The organism is Achromobacter sp. UMC46, assembly GCF_014170335.1.
Lineage (GTDB): Bacteria > Pseudomonadota > Gammaproteobacteria > Burkholderiales > Burkholderiaceae_B > Achromobacter.
This window is the reverse complement of the sequence record NZ_LZZS01000026.1, coordinates 54,074-74,122: the sequence shown is the minus strand read 5'-3', so window position 1 is coordinate 74,122 and position 20,049 is coordinate 54,074. Positions and strand designations below refer to the sequence as shown.

Genomic DNA, 20,049 nt, shown 5'->3' with positions numbered 1-20,049 from the left:
CGATCATGAACCCTTCCCTTCATTCCCAGCGCCTGCGCCGCGGCCTCGCCGTGCTGCTGGCCGCCCTGGCCACCGCCGGTTGCGCCGTCGGGCCGGACTACCAAAAGCCGCAGGCCGCGCCCGTGGCCTTGGACAGCCCGGAGCAGGCGCTGTTTTCCACGGACCCATTGCAGCAGGACTGGTGGCGGCAATTGCAGGATCCGCAACTGGACCGGTTGATCGGCCTGGCGCTGTCCCGCAATCACGATATCCGCATCGCCCAGGCGCGGCTGGCCGAGTCCCGCGCGGTGCTGGACGAAAAAGAACTGGACCAGCTGCCCGCCGTGACGCTGGACGGCCGCTACGAGCGCAGCCTGTCGCAAGCCAATGCCGGCGCGGCCGGGCAGCGCAATCTGGCTCAAAGCTACCGGGCCGGCTTCGACGCCACCTGGGAGCTGGACCTGTTCGGCCGCCTGCGCCGGACGGCCGAGGGGGCGGCGGCGCGCAGCGAGGCCCAGGCGGCGGACCTGGCCCAGGCCCGCATCGTGGTCGCCGCCGAGGTGGCGCGCAACTACTTCGAACTGCGCGGCGCGGAACAGCGGCTGGGCGTGGCGCGCGCCAATCTGGACAGCCAGCGCGACAGCCTGCGCGTGACCCAGGCCATGGTCTCGGCCGGCCGCGGCGACGAGGGCGATCTGGCCAGCGCGCGGGCCGAACTGGAAACCGTGCAGGCCAGCGTGCCCGTGCAGGAAACGGCAAGACGGCTGGCGCGGTACCGCATCGCGGTGCTGGCCGGGCTGCGGCCCGTGGAATTGGGCGAACTCGACGCGGGCCAGCCGCTGGCGCCGTTGACCGCGCGCCTGCCGATCGGCGACGTGGGCGCCTTGCTGGCGCGCCGCCCCGACATCCTGGCGGCCGAACGCAACATGGCCGCCGCCAATGCGGACGTGGGCGTGGCGACCGCCGAACTTTATCCCCGGTTCGATCTGGGCGGTTTCCTGGGCTTTGTCGCGCTGCGCGGAGCGGATTTCGGTTCGTCGTCCAGCCGCGCGTTCAGCGTGGCGTCGGGCGTGAACTGGCCGGCCTTGCACCTGCCGACGGCGCTGGCCAGAAAGCGCGGGGCCGTGGCCAGGTCCGAGGGCGAAGTGGCGCGTTACGAGCAGACCGTGCTGCGGGCGGTGGAAGAGCTGGAAGCCGCGCTGACCGAATTCGGCCAGACGCAGCAGCGTCTGGGTAACCTGGCCCAAGCCGCCGCGCACAGTCGCCGGGCGGCCGATCTGGCGCAGTTGCGCTACCGGGAAGGCAGCACCCCGTATTTGACGGTGCTGGACGCGCAGCGTACGCTTTTGCGCGCCCAGGATGCCGTGGCGGTAGCCGAAACCGAGTCCTATACCCGCCTCATCGCGCTTTACAAGGCGCTGGGCGGGGGCTGGGAGGCCGGACCGGAAGTTGGACCCGAAGCCCCGGCCGCCGGCTGACCGCCGCTCCGGTTCGTGGCACCATAGGAAAAATCCTAAGAGTCTTGTTATTCCCATGCCCGACAGCCAGTCCCAACCCATCGCCTGGACGCCGCATCAACCAGCGGACCGCGTGCTCATGACATTGAAGACGCGCGGCCCGCAATCCATCGCGGTCATCGCGAAAGCCATGGACGTGACGGCCGAAGCGGTGCGCCAGCAGATGACGCGGCTGCATGCGGACGGGCTGGTCGATTCCGAAAGCCATAGCGCGGGGCGCGGCCGGCCCACGCAGATCTGGCATCTGACGGAAGCCGGCCACGGCCGCTTCCCGGACACGCACGCGGAAATGACGGTGCAGATGATCGGGGCGGTGCGCCAGGTGTTCGGCGACGAAGGCGTGGAAAAGCTGATCCAGGTGCGCGAAACCGCCATGCTGAACAGCTACCACCAGGCCATGCTGGGCGCCAAAGACCTGGCCGGCCGGCTGGAACGGCTGGTGCAGGTGCGTTCGTCGGAAGGCTATATGGCCGAACTGCGCAAGGACGGCGCGGACTATCTGTTCATTGAGAACCACTGTCCGATCTGCTCGGCGGCCAAGGCCTGTATGGGTTTCTGCCGCAGCGAACTGGAGCTGTTCCGCCAAGTGCTGGGCACGGACGTGCACGTCGATCGGGAAGAGCACATCCTGGCCGGCGCGCGCCGCTGCGCGTATCGCGTCAGCGCGCGGGGGTAGGGTTCCCGGTCAAACTCCGGCTAAGACGGCGTATCCCACCCGCCCAGCGCCTTGTACAGTTCCACCGCGTTGACCAGCCGGCGTTGCTGCAGCCGGATGTACTCCTGTTCGGATTCGAACAGGCTGCGCTGGGCTTCCAGCATCTCCAGATAACCGGCCACGCCGCGGTCGTAGCGCCGTTCGGCCAGCCGCTGGCGGTCGCGGTCGGCGTCGCGCACCTTGCGCTGGGCGTCGATCTGCGCGCGCAGGGTGTCGCGCGCGGACAGCGCGTCGGCCACCTCGCGGAAGGCCAGCTGGATGCTGCCTTCATATTGCGCCACCGCGATGTCCTTGCGGGTTTCAGCCAGCGACAGGTTGGCGCGGTTGCGGCCCGCGTTGAAGATGGGCAGCGTCAGCGTGGGCGCGAACACCCAGTTGCCCGTGCCCGATCCGAACAGGTCCGAGAAGCTGCCGGCGGTGGTGCCGATGTCGGTCGTCAACTGCACCGACGGGAAGAACGCCGCCCGCGCGGCGCCGATGTCGGCATTGGCGGCCCGCAGCGTATTTTCGGCCTGGCGCAGGTCGGGGCGGCGCGTCAGCAGCGTCGACGGCAGGCCGGCCGCCAGCGGCGTCAGGCTCTGGTTTTCCAGCGAGACCGCGTCGGTGCCGGCGGGTAGCGTGAAGTCGCCCGCCAGCAGACCCAGCGCATGGACGGCTTGCCGGTATTCGCGGCTGAGTTCGGCATGCGTGGCACGCGACGATTCCACCAGCATCTGCGCGGTGCGCAGCCCGATCGCGGTTTCCAGCCCCGCGTCGTAGCGGCGCTGCGTGATCTTCAGCGTCGCTTCGCGCAGCGCCAGCGTGCTGTCGGTCAGGCGCAGCTGTTCGGCCAGCGAACGCTGGTTGAACACCGCCGTGGCGGTCTCCGCCACCAGCGACAAGGTGGCGGCGCGGTGCGCCTCTTCGGTGGCCAGATAGCGTTCCAGCGCCGCGTCGCTCAAGCTTTTCACGCGGCCGAAAAAGTCCAATTCAAACGCGGTGATGCCGACGGCCGCGCGGTAGCGGTTCGCCACGGGCAGCGGGCCCTGCCCGGGCTCGACGCTGCGGCCCCGGCTGAATTCGCCACGGCCGTCCAGGGCCGGCAGGCGGTCGGCCTGCTGCACGCCGTATAGCGCGCGTGCTTCCTGGATGCGCAAGGCCGCGACGCGCAGGTTGCGGTTATTCCACAACGCGGCCTCGATCCACGCTTGCAGCGCCGGGTCGTCGAAGTAGGCGCGCCAGTCTTGCGGCATGGCGGCCTGCCCGTCCCGGGCGGGCGTGTCGTAGGCCTCGGGGATGGGCGCGGCAGGGCGTTCATGGACGGGCGCCAGCGAGCAGCCCGCCAGCATTGCCGCCAACAGGGGCATGGCCATGGCTTTCATGGCGTGGTCTCCACAGGGTCGCGGCCGGTTGGGCGCGCGGGGCGGGCACGCCCGCCGAACAGGCGGCCCACGATCAGGAAAAACAGCGGCACCAGGAAAATCGCCAGCGCCGTCGCGGTGATGATGCCGCCCAGCACGCCGGTGCCGATCGCCGCCTGCGCGCCCGAGGCCGCGCCGGTGGCCAGCGCCAGCGGCAGCACGCCCACGCCGAAGGCCAGCGAGGTCATCACGATGGGCCGCAGCCGCAGCCGCGCGGCTTCCAGCGTGGCGGACACAAGGCCCTGGCCGTCGCGCACGAGGTCCTTGGCCACCTCCACGATCAGGATGGCGTTCTTGGCCGACAAGCCGATGGTGGCGATCAGGCCCACCTTGAAGTAGATGTCGTTGGGCATGCCGCGCAAGGTCACCCCGAGCACGGCGCCGATCACGCCCAGCGGCACTACCAGGATCACGGCCAGCGGGATGGACCAGCTTTCATACAGCGCGGCCAGCGCCAGGAACACGATCAGCACCGACAAGGCGAAGAGCGCGGCCGCCTGGTTGCCGGACAGGCGTTCCTCATACGACTGGCCCGACCAGTCGAAGCCGATGCCGCGCGGCAATCCGGCGGCCAGTTCCTCCATGGCGCGCATGGCTTCGCCGCTGCTGTGCCCCTTTGCCGCCGACCCGTTGATCGTGAACGTGGGAAAGCCGTTGTAGCGGCTGAGCTGCGGCGGGCCCATCGTCCAGGTCAACGTGGTGAACGCCGAAATCGGCACCATCTGGCCTTGCACGTTGCGCACATGCAGGCGGGACACGTCGTCCACGTCGACGCGGCTCTTGCCGTCGGCCTGCACCGTCACGCGGCGCACCTGGCCGTTGTGCATGAAGTCGCCGATATAGTCCGACCCGTACATCACGGCCAGCGCCGTATTGATTTCGTCCATCGTCACGCCCATCGCCTGCGCCTTGTCGCGGTCGATGTCCAGCCGCAGCTGCGGCGCCTCTTCCTGGCCGGCGAACACCACTTCGCTCAGCGCCGGATGCTCGGCGGCGGCCTCCAGCAATTGCTGGCGCGCCCGCGTCAGGGCCTGATAGCCCAGGCCCGCGCGGTCTTGCAGCCGGAAATCGAAGCCCGAGGTGGAACCCAGGTCCGGAAGCGGCGGCGAATTCAGCGCAAGCACGGTGGCGTTCTTGCGGTCGGCAAAGGCTTCGTTGATGCGCTCGACGACGGCGTCCACATGCTTGGTGGCGCCGCGCCGTTCCTTCCAGTCCTTCAGCGTCACGAAGAACATGGCCGAATTCGGCCCGCTGCCGTACAGGCTGAAGCCATTGACCGAATACACGAATTCGACCGGCTCGTTCTCCAGCATGTAGCGTTCGACGTCCTTCACCAGCGCCATCGTGTCGCTTTGAGGCGTGCCTTGCGGCAGGATGACCATGGCCATGAAACTGCCCTGGTCTTCATCGGGCAGGAACGAAGAGGGCAGCCGGATGAACAGGAAGGCCACCGCGGCGATGACGGCCAGATAGGCCAGCCCGAAGCGTACGGGCCGGGCCAGCACGCCCGCCACGCGGGCCGTGTAGCGGTCGGTCAGGCGCGCGAAGGCACGGTTGAACCAGCCGAAGAAGCCGCGCTTTTCGTGATGGCCGGCCGGCACGGGCTTGAGCAGGGTGGCGCACAGCGCGGGCGTCAGCGACAGCGCCAGGAAGGCCGAGAACGCGATCGATACGGCCAGCGTCACCGCGAACTGGCGGTAGATGTTGCCGACCGCGCCGTCGAAGAAGGCCATCGGTACGAATACCGACACCAGCACGACGGTGATGCCCATGATGGCGCCGCTGATCTGGCGCATGGCGCGCACGGTGGCGTCGTGCGCCGTCAGGCCTTCCTCGGCCATGATGCGTTCCACGTTCTCGACCACCACGATCGCGTCGTCCACCAGGATGCCGATGGCCAGCACCATGCCGAACATGGTCAGCACGTTGATGGAGAAGCCCAGCGCCAGCATCACGCCCAGCGTGCCCAGCAGCGCCACCGGCACCACCAGCGTCGGGATGAGCGTGGCGCGGAAGTTCTGCATGAACAGGTACATCACGCAGAACACCAGGGCCACCGCTTCCAGCAGCGTCATCAGCACTTTCTGGATCGATATCTCGACGAAGGTGGACGTCTCGTAAGGCAGGTCATACGTGACGCCGGGCGGGAAGTACTGCGCCAGTTCGTCCATGGTGGCGCGGATGCGGCGCGTGGTCTCCACGGCGTTCGATCCTGGCGCCAGCTTGATGCCCAGCCCGGTTCCGGTCATGCCGTTTACACGCGACAAGTACATGTAGTCGGTGCCGCCCAGCTCTACGCGCGCCACGTCCTTCAAGCGCAGCGTGGCGCCGCCCGGCTGCGCGCGCAGCGGGATGTTGGCGAATTGCTCGGGCGTGTGCAGGGATTCCCCGGCCACGATGCTGGCGTTCAGCGGCGCATTTTTCGGCACGGCCTGGTTGCCCAGTTCGCCGATGGTGATGCGCGCGTTGTGGTCGCGCACGGCGCGCGAGATATCGCCGGGCGTCAGCGACAGGGCCGTCAGCTTGGCGGGATCGGGCCAGATGCGCATTGCCGCTTCCGCGCCGAAAGACTGCACCTTGCCCACGCCTTCCACGCGGCGCAGCGCCTGCAGCACATTGGAGGCCGCCAGTTCGCCCAGCTGGATGTCGTCCAGGCGCCCGTCGGACTTCAAGGACACCACCAGCTGGATGTTGTCGGCCGCCTTTTCCACGCGCACGCCGTCGCGCCGCACCGACTCGGGCAGGCGCGGCTCGACCGCCTTCAGGCGGTTCTGCACTTCCACGGCGGCGATGTCCGGGTCGGTGCCCTGCTTGAACGTCAGATTGATGCTGGCCCAGCCGGTGGAGTCGCTGGTGGACGAGGTGTACATCAGGCCGGGCGCGCCGTTCATCTCGCGCTCGATGATGGCGGTGACGGCCTCTTCGACCACCTGGGCGGATGCGCCGGGGTAGCTGGCGCCGATGTTGACGACGGGCGGAGCGATGTCCGGGTATTGCGCAACCGGCAGCGCGCGGATCGACAGGATGCCGGTCAGCATGATCAGCAACGAGATCACCCACGCGAAGACGGGGCGATCGATAAAGAAACGCGCCATGGCTTATCCCTTCTTGCCCTCGGTGGCGGCTTGCGCGCCGGGGGCCGGTTTTTCAATGGGCTTGATCTTCTGGCCGGCGGCCAGTTGGGCGGCGTTCTCCACGACGATGCGTTCGCCGCCAGTCAGGCCTTGCGTGACGATCCAGTTCGGCCCTTGCAGCCGGTGCGCGGCGACGGGAACGCGGCGCAGCTCGCCGGTCTCGTCGGCCGCCAGCAGGTGCGCGCCCTCGGCGGTGCGCAGCAGCGCGTCGCGCGGCACCAGATAGGCGTCGCGGTTGATCGCCTGTTCCAGCCGCACGCGCACGTACATGCCCGGCAGCAAGTCGCGGCCCGGGTTGCCGAACAGCGCCCGCATCGTCACGTTGTCGGTGCCGGGGTCGACCGCCAGGTCCGCGAACGAAAGTGTTCCGCCCTGCGCGTATTCGGACCCGTCCGGCAGCACCAGGCGCACCCGGACCTGATCCGGCGCCACGCCTTGCAACGCGCCGGCGCGGATCTGCTTCTGCAGTTGCATCACCTCGGCGGCGGGCTGGGCGAAGTTCACGTAGATGGGGTCGAGCTGCTGCACGACCGTCAACGGCGTGGCCTGGCCTTCGCCCACCAGCGCACCCTCGGTGACCAGCGCGCGCCGGGCACGGCCGTCGATGGGCGAGGTGACGCGCGCATACCCCAGGCGCAGCTTGGCGCTTTGCAGGTTGGCACGCGCCAGCGCGACCTGCGCGCGCGCCTGGCGTTCGTCGGCCACGCTTTCGGCATGGTCGCGTTCGCTGATGGCGCGGTCGCCGACCAGGTCGGCATACCGGCGCAGCTTGTCGGCGGCGGCCGACAGGCTGGCCTGGGCGCGCGCCAGGTTGGCGGCCTCGGAGTCGTACGCGGCCTGCAGGGGCGCCGGATCGATCTGGAACAGCGCGGCGCCACGGACCACGTCCTGGCCCTCTTCATACAGGCGTTCGGTGACGATGCCGGCCACCCGGGCGCGCACTTCTGCCTCGCGATAGGGCTCCAGCCGGCCGGGCAGGTCGGTGGTGACGGCGATGGGCGTGGCCCGGGCAATGATGACGCCGATTTCGGCGGGCGCCTTGGCGTCTTCTTCCGGCGCTTGCTTCGAGCAAGCGGTAATAAGAACCAATACGGATAGAAAGGCGAGCTTTTTGTAGGGGACTCGTTGCTTCATTTTTGATTGTTGTTGTGGTGTGCCCGTGGGAAGGGCGGGGGTGATGCCAGGCCGGGAATGCGCGGGTTTTCCCGGTGGGAGGCGAGTCTATCATTTAATCCGTCATGCTTGATTGATTATCTTGTTCGAAAGTATGCTGGCGGCTGCACACTTCTTAACAGTGTGGAAATGGCGGCTCCCGTCCCGGTGAGCCGCCGTTTGTTTTTCCGCGCCTTCCCTCAACCTTTTTCATGGAGATTTCCTGCATGGCCCGCAAGACGAAAGAAGAGTCCCAACGCACCCGCGACCGCATCCTGGATGCGGCAGAGCACGTGTTCCTGTCCAAAGGGGTGGCCAGCACCACCATGAGCGACATCGCGGACCACGCGGGGGTCTCCCGGGGCGCCGTCTACGGCCATTACAAGAACAAGATCGACGTTTGCATCGCGATGTGCGACCGGGCATTGGGCGAAGCGGCGTCCCTGACCGAGGTGTCGACCGACGGCGAAGCCCTGGAATCGCTGTATGCCTCCATGCGCCAGTTCATCCGGATCTACTCGGAAGAGGGCTCGATGCAGCGCGTGCTGGAAATCCTGTATCTGAAGTGCGAGCGCAGCGACGAGAATGCACCGCTGCTGCGCCGCCGCGACCTGTGGGAACGCTACGCGCAGCGCACGTCCGAAAAACTGCTGCGCGTCGCGGTCGAGCGCGAAGACCTGCCGCCCGCGCTGGATGTGCGGCTATCCAACATCTACCTGCATTCGCTGGTGGACGGCGTGTTCGACAGCATCTGCTGGTCCGACCGCCTGAAGGGCGATATCTGGCCCAGCGTCGAACGCATGCTGCGCGCCGGGATCGACACCTTGCGCTTGTCCCCCCATCTGCTGATGCCTCGGCTGGCGTAAGCCATCGGCGGGCCACCCGGCGCGGGCGCATCCCCCTACAATCGCCGCATGACCCTCAAGCAACTCGAAGCCTTCTATTGGGCCGCCACCTGCGCCAGCTTCGCCGTGGCCGCCGGCCGCCTGCACCTGTCGGTGTCGTCGCTGTCCAAGCGCATCACCGAGCTTGAGGAAGCGCTGGGCCAGGCGCTGTTCGACCGCAGCGGCCACAAGGCCGCGCTGACCGACGCGGGCCAGCGGCTGGTGCCGCAGGCCCGCGAACTGCTGGCCGCGGCCGACCGGGTGCGCGCGTCCATGAATGAAACGCCGGGCCTGCGCGGCCGCTGCCGCTTCGGCGTGGGCGAGCTGACCGCGCTGACCTGGCTGCCGCGCCTGATCGCCGGCGTGCGGGCGGCCTATCCCGACCTGGTGCTGGAACCTTACGTGGACATCGGCCAGGTGCTGGAGCAGCGCGTGGCGGATGGCGAACTGGATTTCGCCGTCATCGCAGGGCGGTCGTCGCGCGCGAACATCGCGTCCACGCCCATCGGCGAGGCGCGTTTCTCCTGGGTGGCCTCGCCCGCCGCGCTGGACGGCGAAACCCGCATGACGACGGCGCTGCTGGCGCGCCTGCCGCTGGTGACCCTGCCGGCCGGCGCGGGCACGACCCGCATCATCGACGATTGGCTGGCCGGGCGCGAAGCCGGTGGCGTGCGCCTCTGCTGCAACAACTGGGGCGCGATCGCCGGCCTGCTGATCGAAGGGACCGGCGTCGGGCTGCTGCCCAGCCACTGGGCCGACGCGCTCGCCGCCGAAGGCAGCTTGCGTGTCCTGCCCGGCGAACCGGCGCTGGCCGCCTTGCCCTACGCGTTCCAATACCGGCGCGACGACACGCGCGCGCTGGTCGCCCGGCTGCGCGCCGCGGTCGCCGCCGCGGTGGATTTTTCGGCGCCCTGTCGGCTGCCCTGAGCGGGGCGTGCTACCTGGGTGGCGTCCGCGAGGCGGCCGCCGCCGTCTCCTGTTTAGCTGTCAGACAGCCCGCGCTCTATACAATCGCCGCGCGCTTGGCGCAGAATCCAACAAAATGAATCGAGGGAGAACATCCATGCGTAAGATTTGCGCCGCCATGGCTATGGCGGGAATGCTGGTGGGCGGACTGGCCCAAGCCCAGTCCACCTTGCGGATCGGCCTGCAGGACGACCCGGACGTGCTGGACCCGGCGCGTGCGCGCACCTTCGTGGGCCGCATCGTCTTCGCCTCGCTGTGCGACAAGCTCGTCGACATCACCCCCGACTTGAAGATCGTGCCCCAGCTGGCGCAGTCCTGGACGATTAGCCCGGACAACAAGTCGCTGACGTTCAAGCTGCGCACCGATGCCGTATTCCATGACGGCACGCCGGTCAACGCCGCCGCCGTCAAAGCGAACCTGGACCGCGCCCGCACGCTGCCCGACAGCAACCGCAAGAGCGAACTGGCCACCGTCGCCAGCGTCGACGCGCCGGATGCCAGCACCGTCGTGCTGAACCTGTCGGAGCCGGACGCTTCGCTGCTGTCGCAGCTGTCTGACCGCGCCGGCATGATGATGTCGCCCGCCTCGTTCGATAAGGATCCCGGCGGCAAGCCCGTGTGCTCGGGCCCCTACCAGTTCAAGGAGCGCGTGCAGAACGACCGCATCGTGCTCGATAAATTTCCCAAATACTGGGACGCCGCCAACTACCACTTCGACCGCCTGGTCTTCACACCGATCCCGGACAACACCGTGCGCCTGAACAACCTGCGCGCGGGCGACCTGGACATCATCGAGCGCGTGGCGCCCAGCGATGCCAAGGCCGTGAAAGACGACCGCAACCTGCGCCTGGCGCCGGTGACCGGCCTGGGCTTCCAGTCGATCTCGATCAACCTGGGCAACGGCGCCCGCGCCAACAACCCGCTGGCCAAAGACAAGCGCGTGCGCCAGGCGCTTGACCTTGCGATCGACCGCGACGTGCTGAACCAGGTGATCGGTGAAGGCATGTTCCAGCCCGCCTACCAGCCGTTCCCGCCCGCCAGCTTCGCCTACAACACCGCCTTCGAGCACAAGGGCCGCGACCCGAAGAAGGCCCAGGCGCTCTTGAAAGAAGCCGGTTTCGACCGCGTCAAGTTCGAGATCACCTTCGGCAACAACACGACCATGCAGCAGGTATTCGAACTGGTACAGGCGATGGGCGCCGAAGCCGGCTTCGACATCACCCTGCGTCCGGTCGAGTTCGCGTCCCTGCAATCGTCGCTGGCGCGCGGCGATTTCGAGGTGGGCCAGAGCGGCTGGTCGGGCCGCGTCGATCCCAGCGGCAATATCCACCAGTACCTCAGCTGCAAGGGAAACCTGAACGACGGCAAGTTCTGCGACGCCGGCGTGGACAAGCTGCTGAACGACGCCCGCGCCGAAGCCGATACGGCCAAGCGCCGCGCCATGTACGACCAGGTGCTGACCGCCATGCAGGAACAGCGCCCGATCATCTACCTGTTCTACCTGCCGTGGACGTTCGGCGTACAGAAGAAGTTGGAGAATTTCGTTGCCTACCCCGACGGCCTCATCCGCCTGAAGGGCGTCACGGCGACGGGGAAGTAGCCATGTTCACCACCCGCCCGGAAATCCTCGGCACCTTCGGTGTCGTGACCTCCACCCACTGGCTGGCCAGCGCAACCGGCATGTCGCTGCTGGAGCGAGGCGGCAACGCGTTCGACGCCTGCGCGGCGTCGGCGTTCGTGCTGCAGGTGGTCGAACCGCACCTGGTCGGCCCGGCCGGCGAAGTGCCCGCGGTGTTCTATTCGGCGCGCACCGGCCAGGTGGAGGTGCTGTGCGGCCAAGGCACGACGCCTGCCGCGGCCACGCTTGAGCGCTACCGCGCCGAAGGGTTGAAGCTGATCCCCGGCAACGGCTTGCTGGCAACGGTGATTCCGGGCGCGTTCGACGCCTGGATGCTGCTGCTGCGCGACCACGGCACGATGCGCGTGCGCGACGTGCTGGAGCCCGCCATCTACTACGCCGAGCACGGCCATGCGCTGATGCCGCGCATTTCCAACACCATCGCCGGCCTGAAGGACTTCTTCGAAACGCACTGGCCGACCACCGCCCAGGTCTACGTGCCGGGCGGCAAGGTGCCCGAAGCCCGCAAGCTGTTCCGCAATCCGGCGCTGGCCCGCACCTGGACCCGCGTGCTGAAGGAAGCCGAGGCCGCGGGCGCGGATCGCGAGCGCCAGATCGAAGCGGCCCGCGACGCGTTCTACCGCGGCTTCATCGCCGACGAGATCGATAAGTTCGCGCGCAACACCGACGTCATGGACGAAAGCGGCACGACCCACCGGGGCGTCATCACGGCGGACGACCTGGCCGGCTGGTCGGCCAGCTACGACAAGCCGCTGACCTACGACTATCACGGCTATACGGTCGCCAAGGCCGGCGCCTGGAGCCAGGGCCCGGTCTTCCTGCAGACGCTGGCGCTGCTGAAAGGCATGGATCTGGCAGGCGTCGGCCCGAACAGCGTGGAATTCATCCACCGCGTCACCGAAGCCATGAAGCTGGCGTTCGCCGACCGCGAGGCCTACTACGGCGATCCGGCCTTCATCGACGTGCCGCTGGCCCATCTGCTGTCCGACGACTACAACGCGGAACGCCGCGCGTTGATCGGCGAATCCGCCTCGCACGATCTGCTGCCCGGCCAGGTGCCGGGCTTCGAGGCGCAGGTCGCGCGCGTCATGGACACGCTGGAGCGCCTGTCCAAGGTGTCGGCGCCTGGCAGCGCCACCAACGAACCCACGCTGGCCGACATGCGCGCCTCCGCCAAGCGCGGCGACACCACGCACGTGGACGTCATCGACCGTTGGGGCAACATGATCTCGGCCACGCCGTCGGGCGGCTGGTTCCAGTCTTCGCCGGTCATCCCGGAACTGGGCTTCGGCCTGAACACCCGAGCCCAGATGTTCTGGCTGGAAGAGGGGCTGCCCGGCACGCTGGCGCCGGGCAAGCGTCCGCGCACCACGCTGACGCCTTCGCTGGCGCTGCGCGACGGCAAGCCCTATCTGGCGTTCGGCACGCCGGGCGGCGACCAGCAGGAGCAGTGGCAGCTGCTGTTCTTCCTGCGCCATGTGCATCACGGGCTGAACTTGCAGGAAGCCATCGACCTGCCCATGTCCCACACCATGCATTTCCCCACGTCCTTCTACCCGCGCGACCGAAAGCCCGGCCATCTGGCGGTGGAAGCCAGCTTCGGCCCCGAGGTCATCGACGGCCTGCGCCAGCGCGGGCACCAGATCGAGGAAGTGCCTGAATGGTCCGTGGGCCGCCTGACGGCAGCCTCGCGCGACGAGGACGGGCTGCTGCATGCGGCGGCGACGCCGCGGCTGATGCAAGCCTACGCCATCGGCCGCTAATCGCCTCTGCGGGCGAGCCGATGCGCGCGGCCTCGCCGGCCACGCGCATCGGGCCGCCCGCACCAGCCGTCCCGCACCTGCGGCCACGGCTGGCCGGGCCGGCCGCGCGGTGCTGCCTTGCGGCGATTTGCCGGCATGGGCTATCTTTCTCCCATGACGTCATCCCAGCAGCGCCCGGCCACCGGGGCGCAATCCCTGACGGGACAAGAACCGCTTTTCATCGTCCTCAACACCGGATCGGGGCGCGGCGACGCGCAGGTCCTGCAGGACACCATCCGCGGCATCCTCGACGAGGCGGGCCGGCGTTACACGCTGATGCCCGTCGATGATCCATCCCGGCTCACCGAAACGGCGCAGGCCGCCGTCAAGCGCGCGCAGGACGAGCAGGGCGCCGTCATCGCCGCCGGGGGCGACGGCACGCTCAACGCGGTGGCCAGCACGGTGCTGGGCCGCGGCGTGCCCTTCGGCATCCTGCCGCAGGGCACGTTCAACTACTTCGGCCGCAGCTACGGCATCTCGCAAGACACCGAAGTCGCCTTGCGCGGCTTCCTGCAAGGCCATCTGCAGCCCGTGCAGGTCGGGCACCTGAACGGCAGGCTGTTCCTGGTGAACGCCAGCCTGGGCCTGTATCCCACACTGCTGGAAGACCGCGAAGCGTATAAGCAGCGTTTCGGCCGCAGCCGCCTGGTGGCGCTGTGGTCGGGCATCGTCACCTTGCTGCGCGCACCGCGCCAGCTCAGGCTGCAGCTGGAGTACGAGGGCCGGGCGCGCGACCTGCGTTCTCCCACGCTGGTGGTCGGCAACAACAAGCTGCAACTCGAACACATCGGCATCGAATCGCAGGAACTGGACCACGGCCGCCTGATGGCGATGGCGGCGCGCCCGGTCGGCACGCTGGCGCTGTACGGCCTGTTGGTGCGGGGCCTGTTCAGCCGCCTGGGCGACGCCGAGCACGTGATCAGCTTCGCCTTCGACCGCCTGACGGTGCATATCCGGGGGCGCAGCCGCGTCAAGGTGGCGATGGATGGTGAAATCTCCTGGATGAACACGCCGCTGGAATTCAAGGTGGCCGACGAAAAGCTGCCGCTGGTGGTGCCGGCCGACTCGCAGTACCTGGACCGCTCATGACGCGCATTCTTCAACTGTCCGACACGCATTTCGGCACCGAGCGCAAACCCGTGGTCGAAGCCGCGCTGGATCTGGCCCGCTCGCTGAACCCGGACCTGGTCGTGCTCAGCGGAGACATCACGCAGCGCGCGCGGCGCGGCCAGTTCGCCGCCGCCCGCAAATTCATCGAACGCCTGTCGCTGCCGGTGCTGGCCGTGCCGGGCAACCACGACATCCCGTTGTTCAACGTGTTCCTGCGCGCGCTCAACCCCTACGGCAACTACAAGCGCGCGCTGGGCGCGGTGCTGGAGCCTGTGTTCGAGAACCCCGGCCTGCTCGCCATCGGCGTGAACACGACGCGGCCGCGCCGCCGCAAGGACGGCGAAATCTCGGATGCGCAGATTGCCCGCGTGGCGCAGCGGCTGCGCCAGGCCCGTCCGGGCCAACTGCGGGTCGTCGTGGCGCATCACCCCGTGCGCGCCAAGGTCGAATCCGACCTGTCCAATCTGCTCGTCGGGCGCGAGCGCGCGCTGGCGGCCTGGGCGCAGGCGGGCGTGGACCTGATCCTGGGTGGGCACATCCATCTTCCTTATGTGCTGCCGCTGGCCGCGGCCGGCCAGCCGGCGGGCTGGATCGTCCAGGCGGGCACGGCCTGCTCCCACCGCGTGCGGGGCAGCGTGCCCAATTCCGTGAATGTGATCACGCGCGAAGGCGAGGGCGGCGAACAGATGTGCCACGTCGAACGCTGGGACTACGCGGCGGGCACGCACGCGTTCGCGCCGGTCGACAAGACCCTGGTGACGCTGTCATGACCGACGTGTATGCGGCGTGGGCGGCCTCTCATGCCTTGGAATTGTTCATCGCGTTGCCGCTGCTTGCGGGCGCCGCCGCGTTCTTCACCCTGCGCGCCTACATCGGTTGCACGGGGCAGGGCTGCAAGGCGGTCTACGCGTCGGGGCTGCTGGCCTTGCTGCTGCTGTTCATGGGCCTGGCGATGGCGGTGCGGCACCAGGGCGGCATCGTCGCGTTCGACGGCGCGCTGGCCGCTGCCTTGAGCATGTCGATGGACACGTCTCTGCTGTGGGTGCTGTCCTGGTTCACCTATCTGGGCGACCGCGACTTCCTGACGGTGCTGAGCGTGCTGATGACGCTGTATCTGCTTTGGACGGGGTGGTGGCGGCTGGCGGCGTTCTGCGCCATCGCCACCGGCGTGGGCGGGGCGATCAACACGCTGCTCAAGCACACCTTCGAACGGGTGCGGCCGGAACACGATCACGGCTACGCCACGGTGGCGGGGTGGAGCTTCCCCAGCGGCCATGCCTCGGCCGCGATGGCGGTGTACGGCACGGCCTGCTATCTGGTGTGGCGCCTGGCGCCGCCCGCCTGGCGGTGGCCCTGCGTGGCGGTCGCCGGGGCGCTGATCATGGCGATCGGGCTCAGCCGCATCCTGCTGCAGGTTCATTTCGCCAGCGACGTCTTGGCGGGTTTTGCCGTCAGTCTGGCCTGGCTGTCGGTTTGCGTCGCGGTGGCCGAACGCTACTGCACCTCACGCCGGGCAGTGCAAGACCCGCAGTAGCCGCGCGCTGACGTCTTCCCCGGCCAGTCCGGGCAAGCTGGTGTATCGGCCGCCCGCGCTGGCGATCGCCAGGCCCAGGCGGCGCGCCCGTTCGCCGGGCGGAGGGGCCAGGTCGATGATCTGCTTGCCCGCCACGGGCGCCGTGACCTCGCCGTCGCTGAAGCGCTCCAGCGTGCGGTCGATTTCGCGCTCGCGCGGCAAGGCCAGCACGATGGTGTCCGATTCCGCCAGGGCTTCCCGGGCCGAGGTGGCCAGCGTCGCCGAACCGCGGAAATCCTCGCAGCGTTCGGGATCGATGTCGTAGACGGTCAGCGCGATGTCCGGTTCAGCCGCCAGCAGGCGCCGGGCGGCCAGCGTCCCGGTGCCGCCCATGCCCAAGATGCTGATGCGCTGGCTCATGGCTTCGGCACGGACCACGTGCTCACGATATGGGCCAGGGGCTCGTCCGAGCCTTCGCCGGTCAGGATAACTTCGCCGGCGGACAGGCGCCCCACCTTTAGCAGGCGGGCGTCGGCGTAAATCGCGCCGGCGGGGCTTTTGCGCAGGAAATTGATGGTCAGGCTGGCCGTGACGGCATGCGCCTGGCCGGTGGCGCCCACCACGGCGGCATACATGGTCAGGTCTGCCAGGCCCATCAGCATGGGGCCCGCGACGATGCCGCCCAGGCGCTGGTGGGCGTCCCGCGCGGGCAGCACCGCGCGCGCCGTGCCGCGGCCGATGCGCAGGATGTCGATGCCCAGCAGCAGGGAAAAAGGATGCTGGTCGGCCAGCAGGATGTGGAAGTCGGCAAGGCTGATCAGCGGGGCGTCGGCGTCGGCGGCCAGGGCGGTTACGGTCATCGTTGCTCCAGGGCGAGGCAATAGTTGTCCAGCAGCGCGTCGGCGTGCTGGCCCAGGGATTTCAGGCGATGGGTGTGCAACAGCAGCAATAGCCCCATCAGGTAGGTGAAGAGATTCATCTGCTCGACCTCCACGGCGGGCGCGTCCCAGCCTTTGGTGCGGCCCAGGGCCACGCCCAGCAGGTCCACGCATTGCCGCAGCCGGGCGTTGAGCTTTTCGTCCATTTCCCGGCCCAGGCCGCGTGGCCCCAGCCCCTGGAACAGATACATGCCCAGTGAAAAGTCGGTCTGCCGCTCGGCGTAATAGCCGAAAAAGGCGCGGATGGCGCGGCGCGCGGCGGCCGGCGCATCGCCCGTGGCGGCCGCGTCGGCCAGATGCGCGTGCAGCCGCTGCAGCGATTCGTCCAGCAGGGCGCCGTAGATCGTTTCCTTGCCGGCGAACCAGGGATAAATGGCGCCGGTGGTGCAGCCGGCCTCCTTGGCGATCGCCCGGATCGTGGTCTTTTCCAGTCCGTCCCGTTCGAACACGCGCCCTGCTGCATCCAGGATCAACTGGCGGCGCAGGGCGTGGAGGCGTTCATTGCGGTCGGTGCGGGCGGTCGGGGAGGGCATTGGGGCAGGGCGGAGGCGACGGGATGGAATCGATAATATCGGCGATTTTTATTAATAACAACGTTATTAGACGGTTGCCCTGTCGTCGGGCCCCAGGGGCGGCTCCCTCGTCCTGCAACCGGGTTTCCAGCTGAAAACACGGCGAAAACGGTAAGAAAGGCGATTGAAAGCGGTAGGCTAAAATGCCAGAAATAATTAGGGGCAGGGCTGAAAGTCGCATGGATACGGGCTTACCTGTTTGACTAAGGGTTAGCCCTAGCAGCTTTGGCAGCAGGTTCGCGTGATGTTGCAAGATCCCAACAGGGGTGTCGCAAACCTGCACTTTTCTGACGCCGACCATAGCCAGTCCCCCCGATTTTTGATGCAATAGCGTCAACTTCCCTTCGCGGAGTTAGGGGGGCGGCAGGCTGGTTTGCTGGATTGCTGCTCTTGTCACTCAAATCAACGGAGATTTCTTAAATGAAAAAGACTCTGCTCGCTGCCGCCCTGCTCGCCGGTTTTGCCGGTGTCGCCCAGGCAGAAACGTCTGTCACCCTGTACGGCATCATCGACACGGGCCTCGGCTACAACAAGATCAGCGGCGCTTCCGATGCTGTGAATGGCAGCCGTTTCGGCATGATCAACGGCGTCCAGAACGGTTCGCGCTGGGGTCTGCGTGGTTCGGAAGACCTGGGTGATGGCCTGCGCGCTGTTTTCCAACTGGAATCGGGTTTCAACTCCGGTAACGGCAACTCCGCTCAAGGCGGCCGCCTGTTCGGTCGTCAAGCCACCGTCGGTCTGGCCAGCGACAGCTGGGGTCAACTGGACTTCGGTCGCCAAACCAACATCGCGTCGAAGTACTTCGGCTCGATCGATCCGTTCGGCGCTGGCTTCGGTCAAGCTAACATCGGCGTGGCTCTGAGCGCCGCCAACACGAACCGCTACGACAACATGGTCATGTATCAGACCCCGTCGTTCAGCGGCTTCCAGTTCGGCGTCGGCTACTCGTTCAACGTGAACGACACCAACGCTGGTCAAACCGGCTTCAAGACCGCCGACAACACCCGCGCCATCACGACCGGTCTGCGCTACGTCAACGGCCCGCTGAACGCAGCCCTGACGTTTGACCAGCTGAATGGTTCGAACAAGCTGCCGGGCGCTTCGACCGACGCTACCCCGCGTCAGTACGCCATCGGCGGTTCGTACGACTTTGAAGTTGTGAAGCTGGCTTTGGCCTACGCTCGCACGACCGACGGCTGGTTCGCTGGTCAAGGCGTCGACACCAACCTGGGCAGCATCAACTTCGGCGCCAACGCCTTTGCTGATGGCTTCAAGGCCAACTCGTACATGGTCGGCCTGTCCGCCCCGATCGGCGGCGCAAGCAGCCTGTTCGGTTCGTGGCAAATGGTTGACCCCAGCAACACGAAGCTGACTGGCGGCGACGAAACGACGCAAGTCTTCTCGCTGGGCTACACCTACGACCTGTCCAAGCGCACCAACCTGTACACGTACGGTTCGTACGCCAAGAACTACGCCTTCATCGACGGCGTCAAGTCGACCGCTGTCGGCGTCGGTATCCGCCACCGCTTCTAATCCAACGCAGGGCGCAAGCCCTGTCTGGATTCAAAGCGCAAGCGAACGAACGGGCTTCGGCCCGTTCGTATAAAGCCACCTTTCGGGGTGGCTTTTTTTCGTCCCATCGCCTGATTTTTTGCGTTCCGAAGGTGCTTGTCAGGCGAGTCCTGTATTCTTGTCGTTCTTTGCCGGAAACTGCGATTGTTCCATCTGAGGAATGCAGTCTTTCACCTGTTATTCAAGCTACAGAGTTCAGCCGGAAGTAACCGTGCGAATGCTACAATCCTAAGGTTTGCGCATTTGACGGACGCCTGAATGAACCTGCAACAGTATTTTCCCGTCCTGCTGTTTATCGTAGTGGCCACCCTTATCGGGTTCGCGCTTCTAACGGCCGGCTCCCTCCTTGGCCCGCGGCGTCCTTACGCTGAGAAGCTGTCGCCGTATGAGTGCGGCTTCGAAGCGTTTGAAGACGCCCGCATGAAGTTTGACGTGCGCTACTACCTGGTGGCGATTCTGTTCATTCTTTTCGACCTGGAAATCGCGTTCCTGTTCCCGTGGGCCATCGCCCAAGGCACAGTCGGGCTCGTCGGTTTCTGGACGGTCATGGTTTTCCTAGCCGTGTTGACCGTCGGCTTCATCTACGAATGGAAAAAGGGCGCGCTGGACTGGGAATAACCCCTCCGGGTTTTTTCACAGCTCGCTATCAGAGACGAATATGGCTATAGACGGCATTCTCAAGCAAGGGTTCATCACAACCAGCGCCGACAAGTTCCTTAATTGGGCGAAGACCGGCTCCATGTGGCCCATGACCTTCGGTCTGGCCTGTTGCGCGGTTGAGATGATGCACGCGGGCGCGGCCCGCTACGACTTGGACCAGTTCGGCATCATCTTCCGGCCCAGCCCGCGTCAGTCCGATCTGATGATCGTCGCTGGCACGCTGTGCAACAAGATGGCGCCGGCGCTGCGCAAGGTCTATGACCAGATGCCCGAGCCGCGTTGGGTGGTTTCCATGGGCTCCTGTGCCAATGGCGGCGGCTACTACCACTACTCGTATTCGGTGGTTCGTGGTTGCGATCGCATCGTACCGGTAGACGTCTACGTGCCGGGCTGCCCGCCCACGGCCGAGGCGCTGGTCTACGGCTTGCTGCAAATGCAGAACAAGATCCGTCTGACCAACACGATTGCGCGCTGAGCCTTCGCCCCGCCGGCGGCA

Annotated in this window: 18 protein-coding genes; 12 read left to right on the top strand and 6 right to left on the bottom strand. The window is 67.1% G+C overall.

The features are described from left to right. The first annotated feature begins 5 nt into the window (after positions 1-5). On the top strand, positions 6-1,457 hold the full coding sequence (locus A9973_RS18650) for an efflux transporter outer membrane subunit (RefSeq protein ID WP_183015195.1): 1,452 nt from the start codon (positions 6-8) through the stop codon (positions 1,455-1,457). 55 nt (positions 1,458-1,512) lie between these two features. Beyond that, positions 1,513-2,172: a metalloregulator ArsR/SmtB family transcription factor gene (locus A9973_RS18645; protein WP_183015194.1), complete on the top strand. Its 660-nt coding sequence runs from the start codon at positions 1,513-1,515 to the stop codon at positions 2,170-2,172. 20 nt (positions 2,173-2,192) lie between these two features. On the opposite strand, the gene oprZ is transcribed toward A9973_RS18645, so the two are convergent. The 3 genes from oprZ to A9973_RS18630 are packed head-to-tail and all read right to left on the bottom strand — an operon-like array spanning position 2,193 to position 7,879. Continuing rightward, positions 2,193-3,572 carry a multidrug efflux RND transporter outer membrane subunit OprZ gene (oprZ, locus tag A9973_RS18640; RefSeq protein WP_183015193.1) on the bottom strand — a complete coding sequence of 460 codons (1,380 nt, stop codon included), beginning with the start codon at positions 3,570-3,572 and terminating at the stop codon, positions 2,193-2,195. After that, a complete protein-coding gene (locus A9973_RS18635) occupies positions 3,569-6,706 on the bottom strand; it encodes a multidrug efflux RND transporter permease subunit (RefSeq protein ID WP_183015192.1) in 3,138 nt (1,045 codons plus the stop codon). The genes oprZ and A9973_RS18635 overlap by 4 nt, the downstream gene beginning before the upstream one ends. 3 nt (positions 6,707-6,709) lie before the next feature. Continuing rightward, the gene (locus A9973_RS18630; RefSeq protein WP_183015191.1) at positions 6,710-7,879 is read right to left on the bottom strand and encodes a MexX/AxyX family multidrug efflux RND transporter periplasmic adaptor subunit; all 1,170 of its coding nucleotides are present in this window, start codon (positions 7,877-7,879) and stop codon (positions 6,710-6,712) included. A 245-nt stretch (positions 7,880-8,124) separates the two neighbouring features. On the opposite strand from A9973_RS18630, the gene axyZ reads away from it, so the two are divergent. The 7 genes from axyZ (at position 8,125) to A9973_RS18595 (ending at position 15,832) form a co-directional block, all read left to right on the top strand. Next, positions 8,125-8,763: a multidrug efflux transcriptional repressor AxyZ gene (axyZ, locus tag A9973_RS18625; protein ID WP_183015190.1), complete on the top strand. Its 639-nt coding sequence runs from the start codon at positions 8,125-8,127 to the stop codon at positions 8,761-8,763. A 48-nt stretch (positions 8,764-8,811) separates the two neighbouring features. Continuing rightward, complete coding sequence (locus tag A9973_RS18620) at positions 8,812-9,708, top strand: LysR family transcriptional regulator (protein WP_183015189.1); 897 nt, start codon at positions 8,812-8,814, stop codon at positions 9,706-9,708. 136 nt (positions 9,709-9,844) lie between these two features. Further along, positions 9,845-11,347, top strand: a complete 1,503-nt coding sequence (locus tag A9973_RS18615; protein WP_183015188.1) for an ABC transporter substrate-binding protein — start codon at positions 9,845-9,847, stop codon at positions 11,345-11,347. 2 nt (positions 11,348-11,349) lie between these two features. Beyond that, on the top strand, positions 11,350-13,149 hold the full coding sequence (locus A9973_RS18610) for a gamma-glutamyltransferase family protein (protein WP_183015187.1): 1,800 nt from the start codon (positions 11,350-11,352) through the stop codon (positions 13,147-13,149). A 153-nt stretch (positions 13,150-13,302) separates the two neighbouring features. Continuing rightward, positions 13,303-14,277 carry a diacylglycerol kinase family protein gene (locus A9973_RS18605; RefSeq protein WP_183015186.1) on the top strand — a complete coding sequence of 325 codons (975 nt, stop codon included), beginning with the start codon at positions 13,303-13,305 and terminating at the stop codon, positions 14,275-14,277. Continuing rightward, entirely contained in the window at positions 14,274-15,068 is a 795-nt protein-coding gene (locus A9973_RS18600) for a metallophosphoesterase (RefSeq protein ID WP_183015185.1), read from the top strand. The genes A9973_RS18605 and A9973_RS18600 overlap by 4 nt, the downstream gene beginning before the upstream one ends. Then, positions 15,065-15,832 carry a phosphatase PAP2 family protein gene (locus A9973_RS18595; protein ID WP_183015184.1) on the top strand — a complete coding sequence of 256 codons (768 nt, stop codon included), beginning with the start codon at positions 15,065-15,067 and terminating at the stop codon, positions 15,830-15,832. Before A9973_RS18600 ends, A9973_RS18595 begins: the two co-directional genes overlap by 4 nt. Here the strand turns inward: A9973_RS18595 and A9973_RS18590 are convergent. From A9973_RS18590 to A9973_RS18580, 3 genes are read right to left on the bottom strand one after another with little or no spacing between them, the layout of a single operon-like run. Then, positions 15,803-16,231: an NAD(P)-binding domain-containing protein gene (locus A9973_RS18590; RefSeq protein ID WP_183015183.1), complete on the bottom strand. Its 429-nt coding sequence runs from the start codon at positions 16,229-16,231 to the stop codon at positions 15,803-15,805. The genes A9973_RS18595 and A9973_RS18590 overlap by 30 nt on opposite strands. Beyond that, positions 16,228-16,671 carry a PaaI family thioesterase gene (locus tag A9973_RS18585; protein WP_183015182.1) on the bottom strand — a complete coding sequence of 148 codons (444 nt, stop codon included), beginning with the start codon at positions 16,669-16,671 and terminating at the stop codon, positions 16,228-16,230. Before A9973_RS18585 ends, A9973_RS18590 begins: the two co-directional genes overlap by 4 nt. Further along, a complete protein-coding gene (locus A9973_RS18580) occupies positions 16,668-17,282 on the bottom strand; it encodes a TetR/AcrR family transcriptional regulator (protein WP_183015181.1) in 615 nt (204 codons plus the stop codon). Before A9973_RS18580 ends, A9973_RS18585 begins: the two co-directional genes overlap by 4 nt. Before the next feature lie 459 nt (positions 17,283-17,741). Between A9973_RS18580 and A9973_RS18575 the strand changes: the two genes are divergently transcribed. From A9973_RS18575 to A9973_RS18565, 3 genes are all read left to right on the top strand, one after another. Then, a complete protein-coding gene (locus A9973_RS18575) occupies positions 17,742-18,854 on the top strand; it encodes a porin (protein WP_183015180.1) in 1,113 nt (370 codons plus the stop codon). A gap of 297 nt (positions 18,855-19,151) precedes the next feature. Continuing rightward, positions 19,152-19,511, top strand: coding sequence for an NADH-quinone oxidoreductase subunit A (locus A9973_RS18570; protein ID WP_006217959.1), 360 nt, complete (start codon positions 19,152-19,154; stop codon positions 19,509-19,511). Positions 19,512-19,551: 40 nt separating this feature from the next. Further along, positions 19,552-20,028, top strand: a complete 477-nt coding sequence (locus tag A9973_RS18565; protein WP_006217960.1) for an NADH-quinone oxidoreductase subunit B family protein — start codon at positions 19,552-19,554, stop codon at positions 20,026-20,028. Positions 20,029-20,049: the final 21 nt, after the last annotated feature.

Excerpts from the sequence above, each read along its gene's own strand:
- A9973_RS18650 (WP_183015195.1), top strand. The coding sequence starts at position 6 with ATGAACCCTTCCCTTCATTCCCAGCGCCTGCGCCGCGGCCTCGCCGTG.
- A9973_RS18645 (WP_183015194.1), top strand. The coding sequence starts at position 1,513 with ATGCCCGACAGCCAGTCCCAACCCATCGCCTGGACGCCGCATCAACCA.
- oprZ (WP_183015193.1), bottom strand. The coding sequence starts at position 3,572 with ATGAAAGCCATGGCCATGCCCCTGTTGGCGGCAATGCTGGCGGGCTGC.
- A9973_RS18635 (WP_183015192.1), bottom strand. The coding sequence starts at position 6,706 with ATGGCGCGTTTCTTTATCGATCGCCCCGTCTTCGCGTGGGTGATCTCG.
- A9973_RS18630 (WP_183015191.1), bottom strand. The coding sequence starts at position 7,879 with ATGAAGCAACGAGTCCCCTACAAAAAGCTCGCCTTTCTATCCGTATTG.
- axyZ (WP_183015190.1), top strand. The coding sequence starts at position 8,125 with ATGGCCCGCAAGACGAAAGAAGAGTCCCAACGCACCCGCGACCGCATC.
- A9973_RS18620 (WP_183015189.1), top strand. The coding sequence starts at position 8,812 with ATGACCCTCAAGCAACTCGAAGCCTTCTATTGGGCCGCCACCTGCGCC.
- A9973_RS18615 (WP_183015188.1), top strand. The coding sequence starts at position 9,845 with ATGCGTAAGATTTGCGCCGCCATGGCTATGGCGGGAATGCTGGTGGGC.
- A9973_RS18610 (WP_183015187.1), top strand. The coding sequence starts at position 11,350 with ATGTTCACCACCCGCCCGGAAATCCTCGGCACCTTCGGTGTCGTGACC.
- A9973_RS18605 (WP_183015186.1), top strand. The coding sequence starts at position 13,303 with ATGACGTCATCCCAGCAGCGCCCGGCCACCGGGGCGCAATCCCTGACG.
- A9973_RS18600 (WP_183015185.1), top strand. The coding sequence starts at position 14,274 with ATGACGCGCATTCTTCAACTGTCCGACACGCATTTCGGCACCGAGCGC.
- A9973_RS18595 (WP_183015184.1), top strand. The coding sequence starts at position 15,065 with ATGACCGACGTGTATGCGGCGTGGGCGGCCTCTCATGCCTTGGAATTG.
- A9973_RS18590 (WP_183015183.1), bottom strand. The coding sequence starts at position 16,231 with ATGAGCCAGCGCATCAGCATCTTGGGCATGGGCGGCACCGGGACGCTG.
- A9973_RS18585 (WP_183015182.1), bottom strand. The coding sequence starts at position 16,671 with ATGACCGTAACCGCCCTGGCCGCCGACGCCGACGCCCCGCTGATCAGC.
- A9973_RS18580 (WP_183015181.1), bottom strand. The coding sequence starts at position 17,282 with ATGCCCTCCCCGACCGCCCGCACCGACCGCAATGAACGCCTCCACGCC.
- A9973_RS18575 (WP_183015180.1), top strand. The coding sequence starts at position 17,742 with ATGAAAAAGACTCTGCTCGCTGCCGCCCTGCTCGCCGGTTTTGCCGGT.
- A9973_RS18570 (WP_006217959.1), top strand. The coding sequence starts at position 19,152 with ATGAACCTGCAACAGTATTTTCCCGTCCTGCTGTTTATCGTAGTGGCC.
- A9973_RS18565 (WP_006217960.1), top strand. The coding sequence starts at position 19,552 with ATGGCTATAGACGGCATTCTCAAGCAAGGGTTCATCACAACCAGCGCC.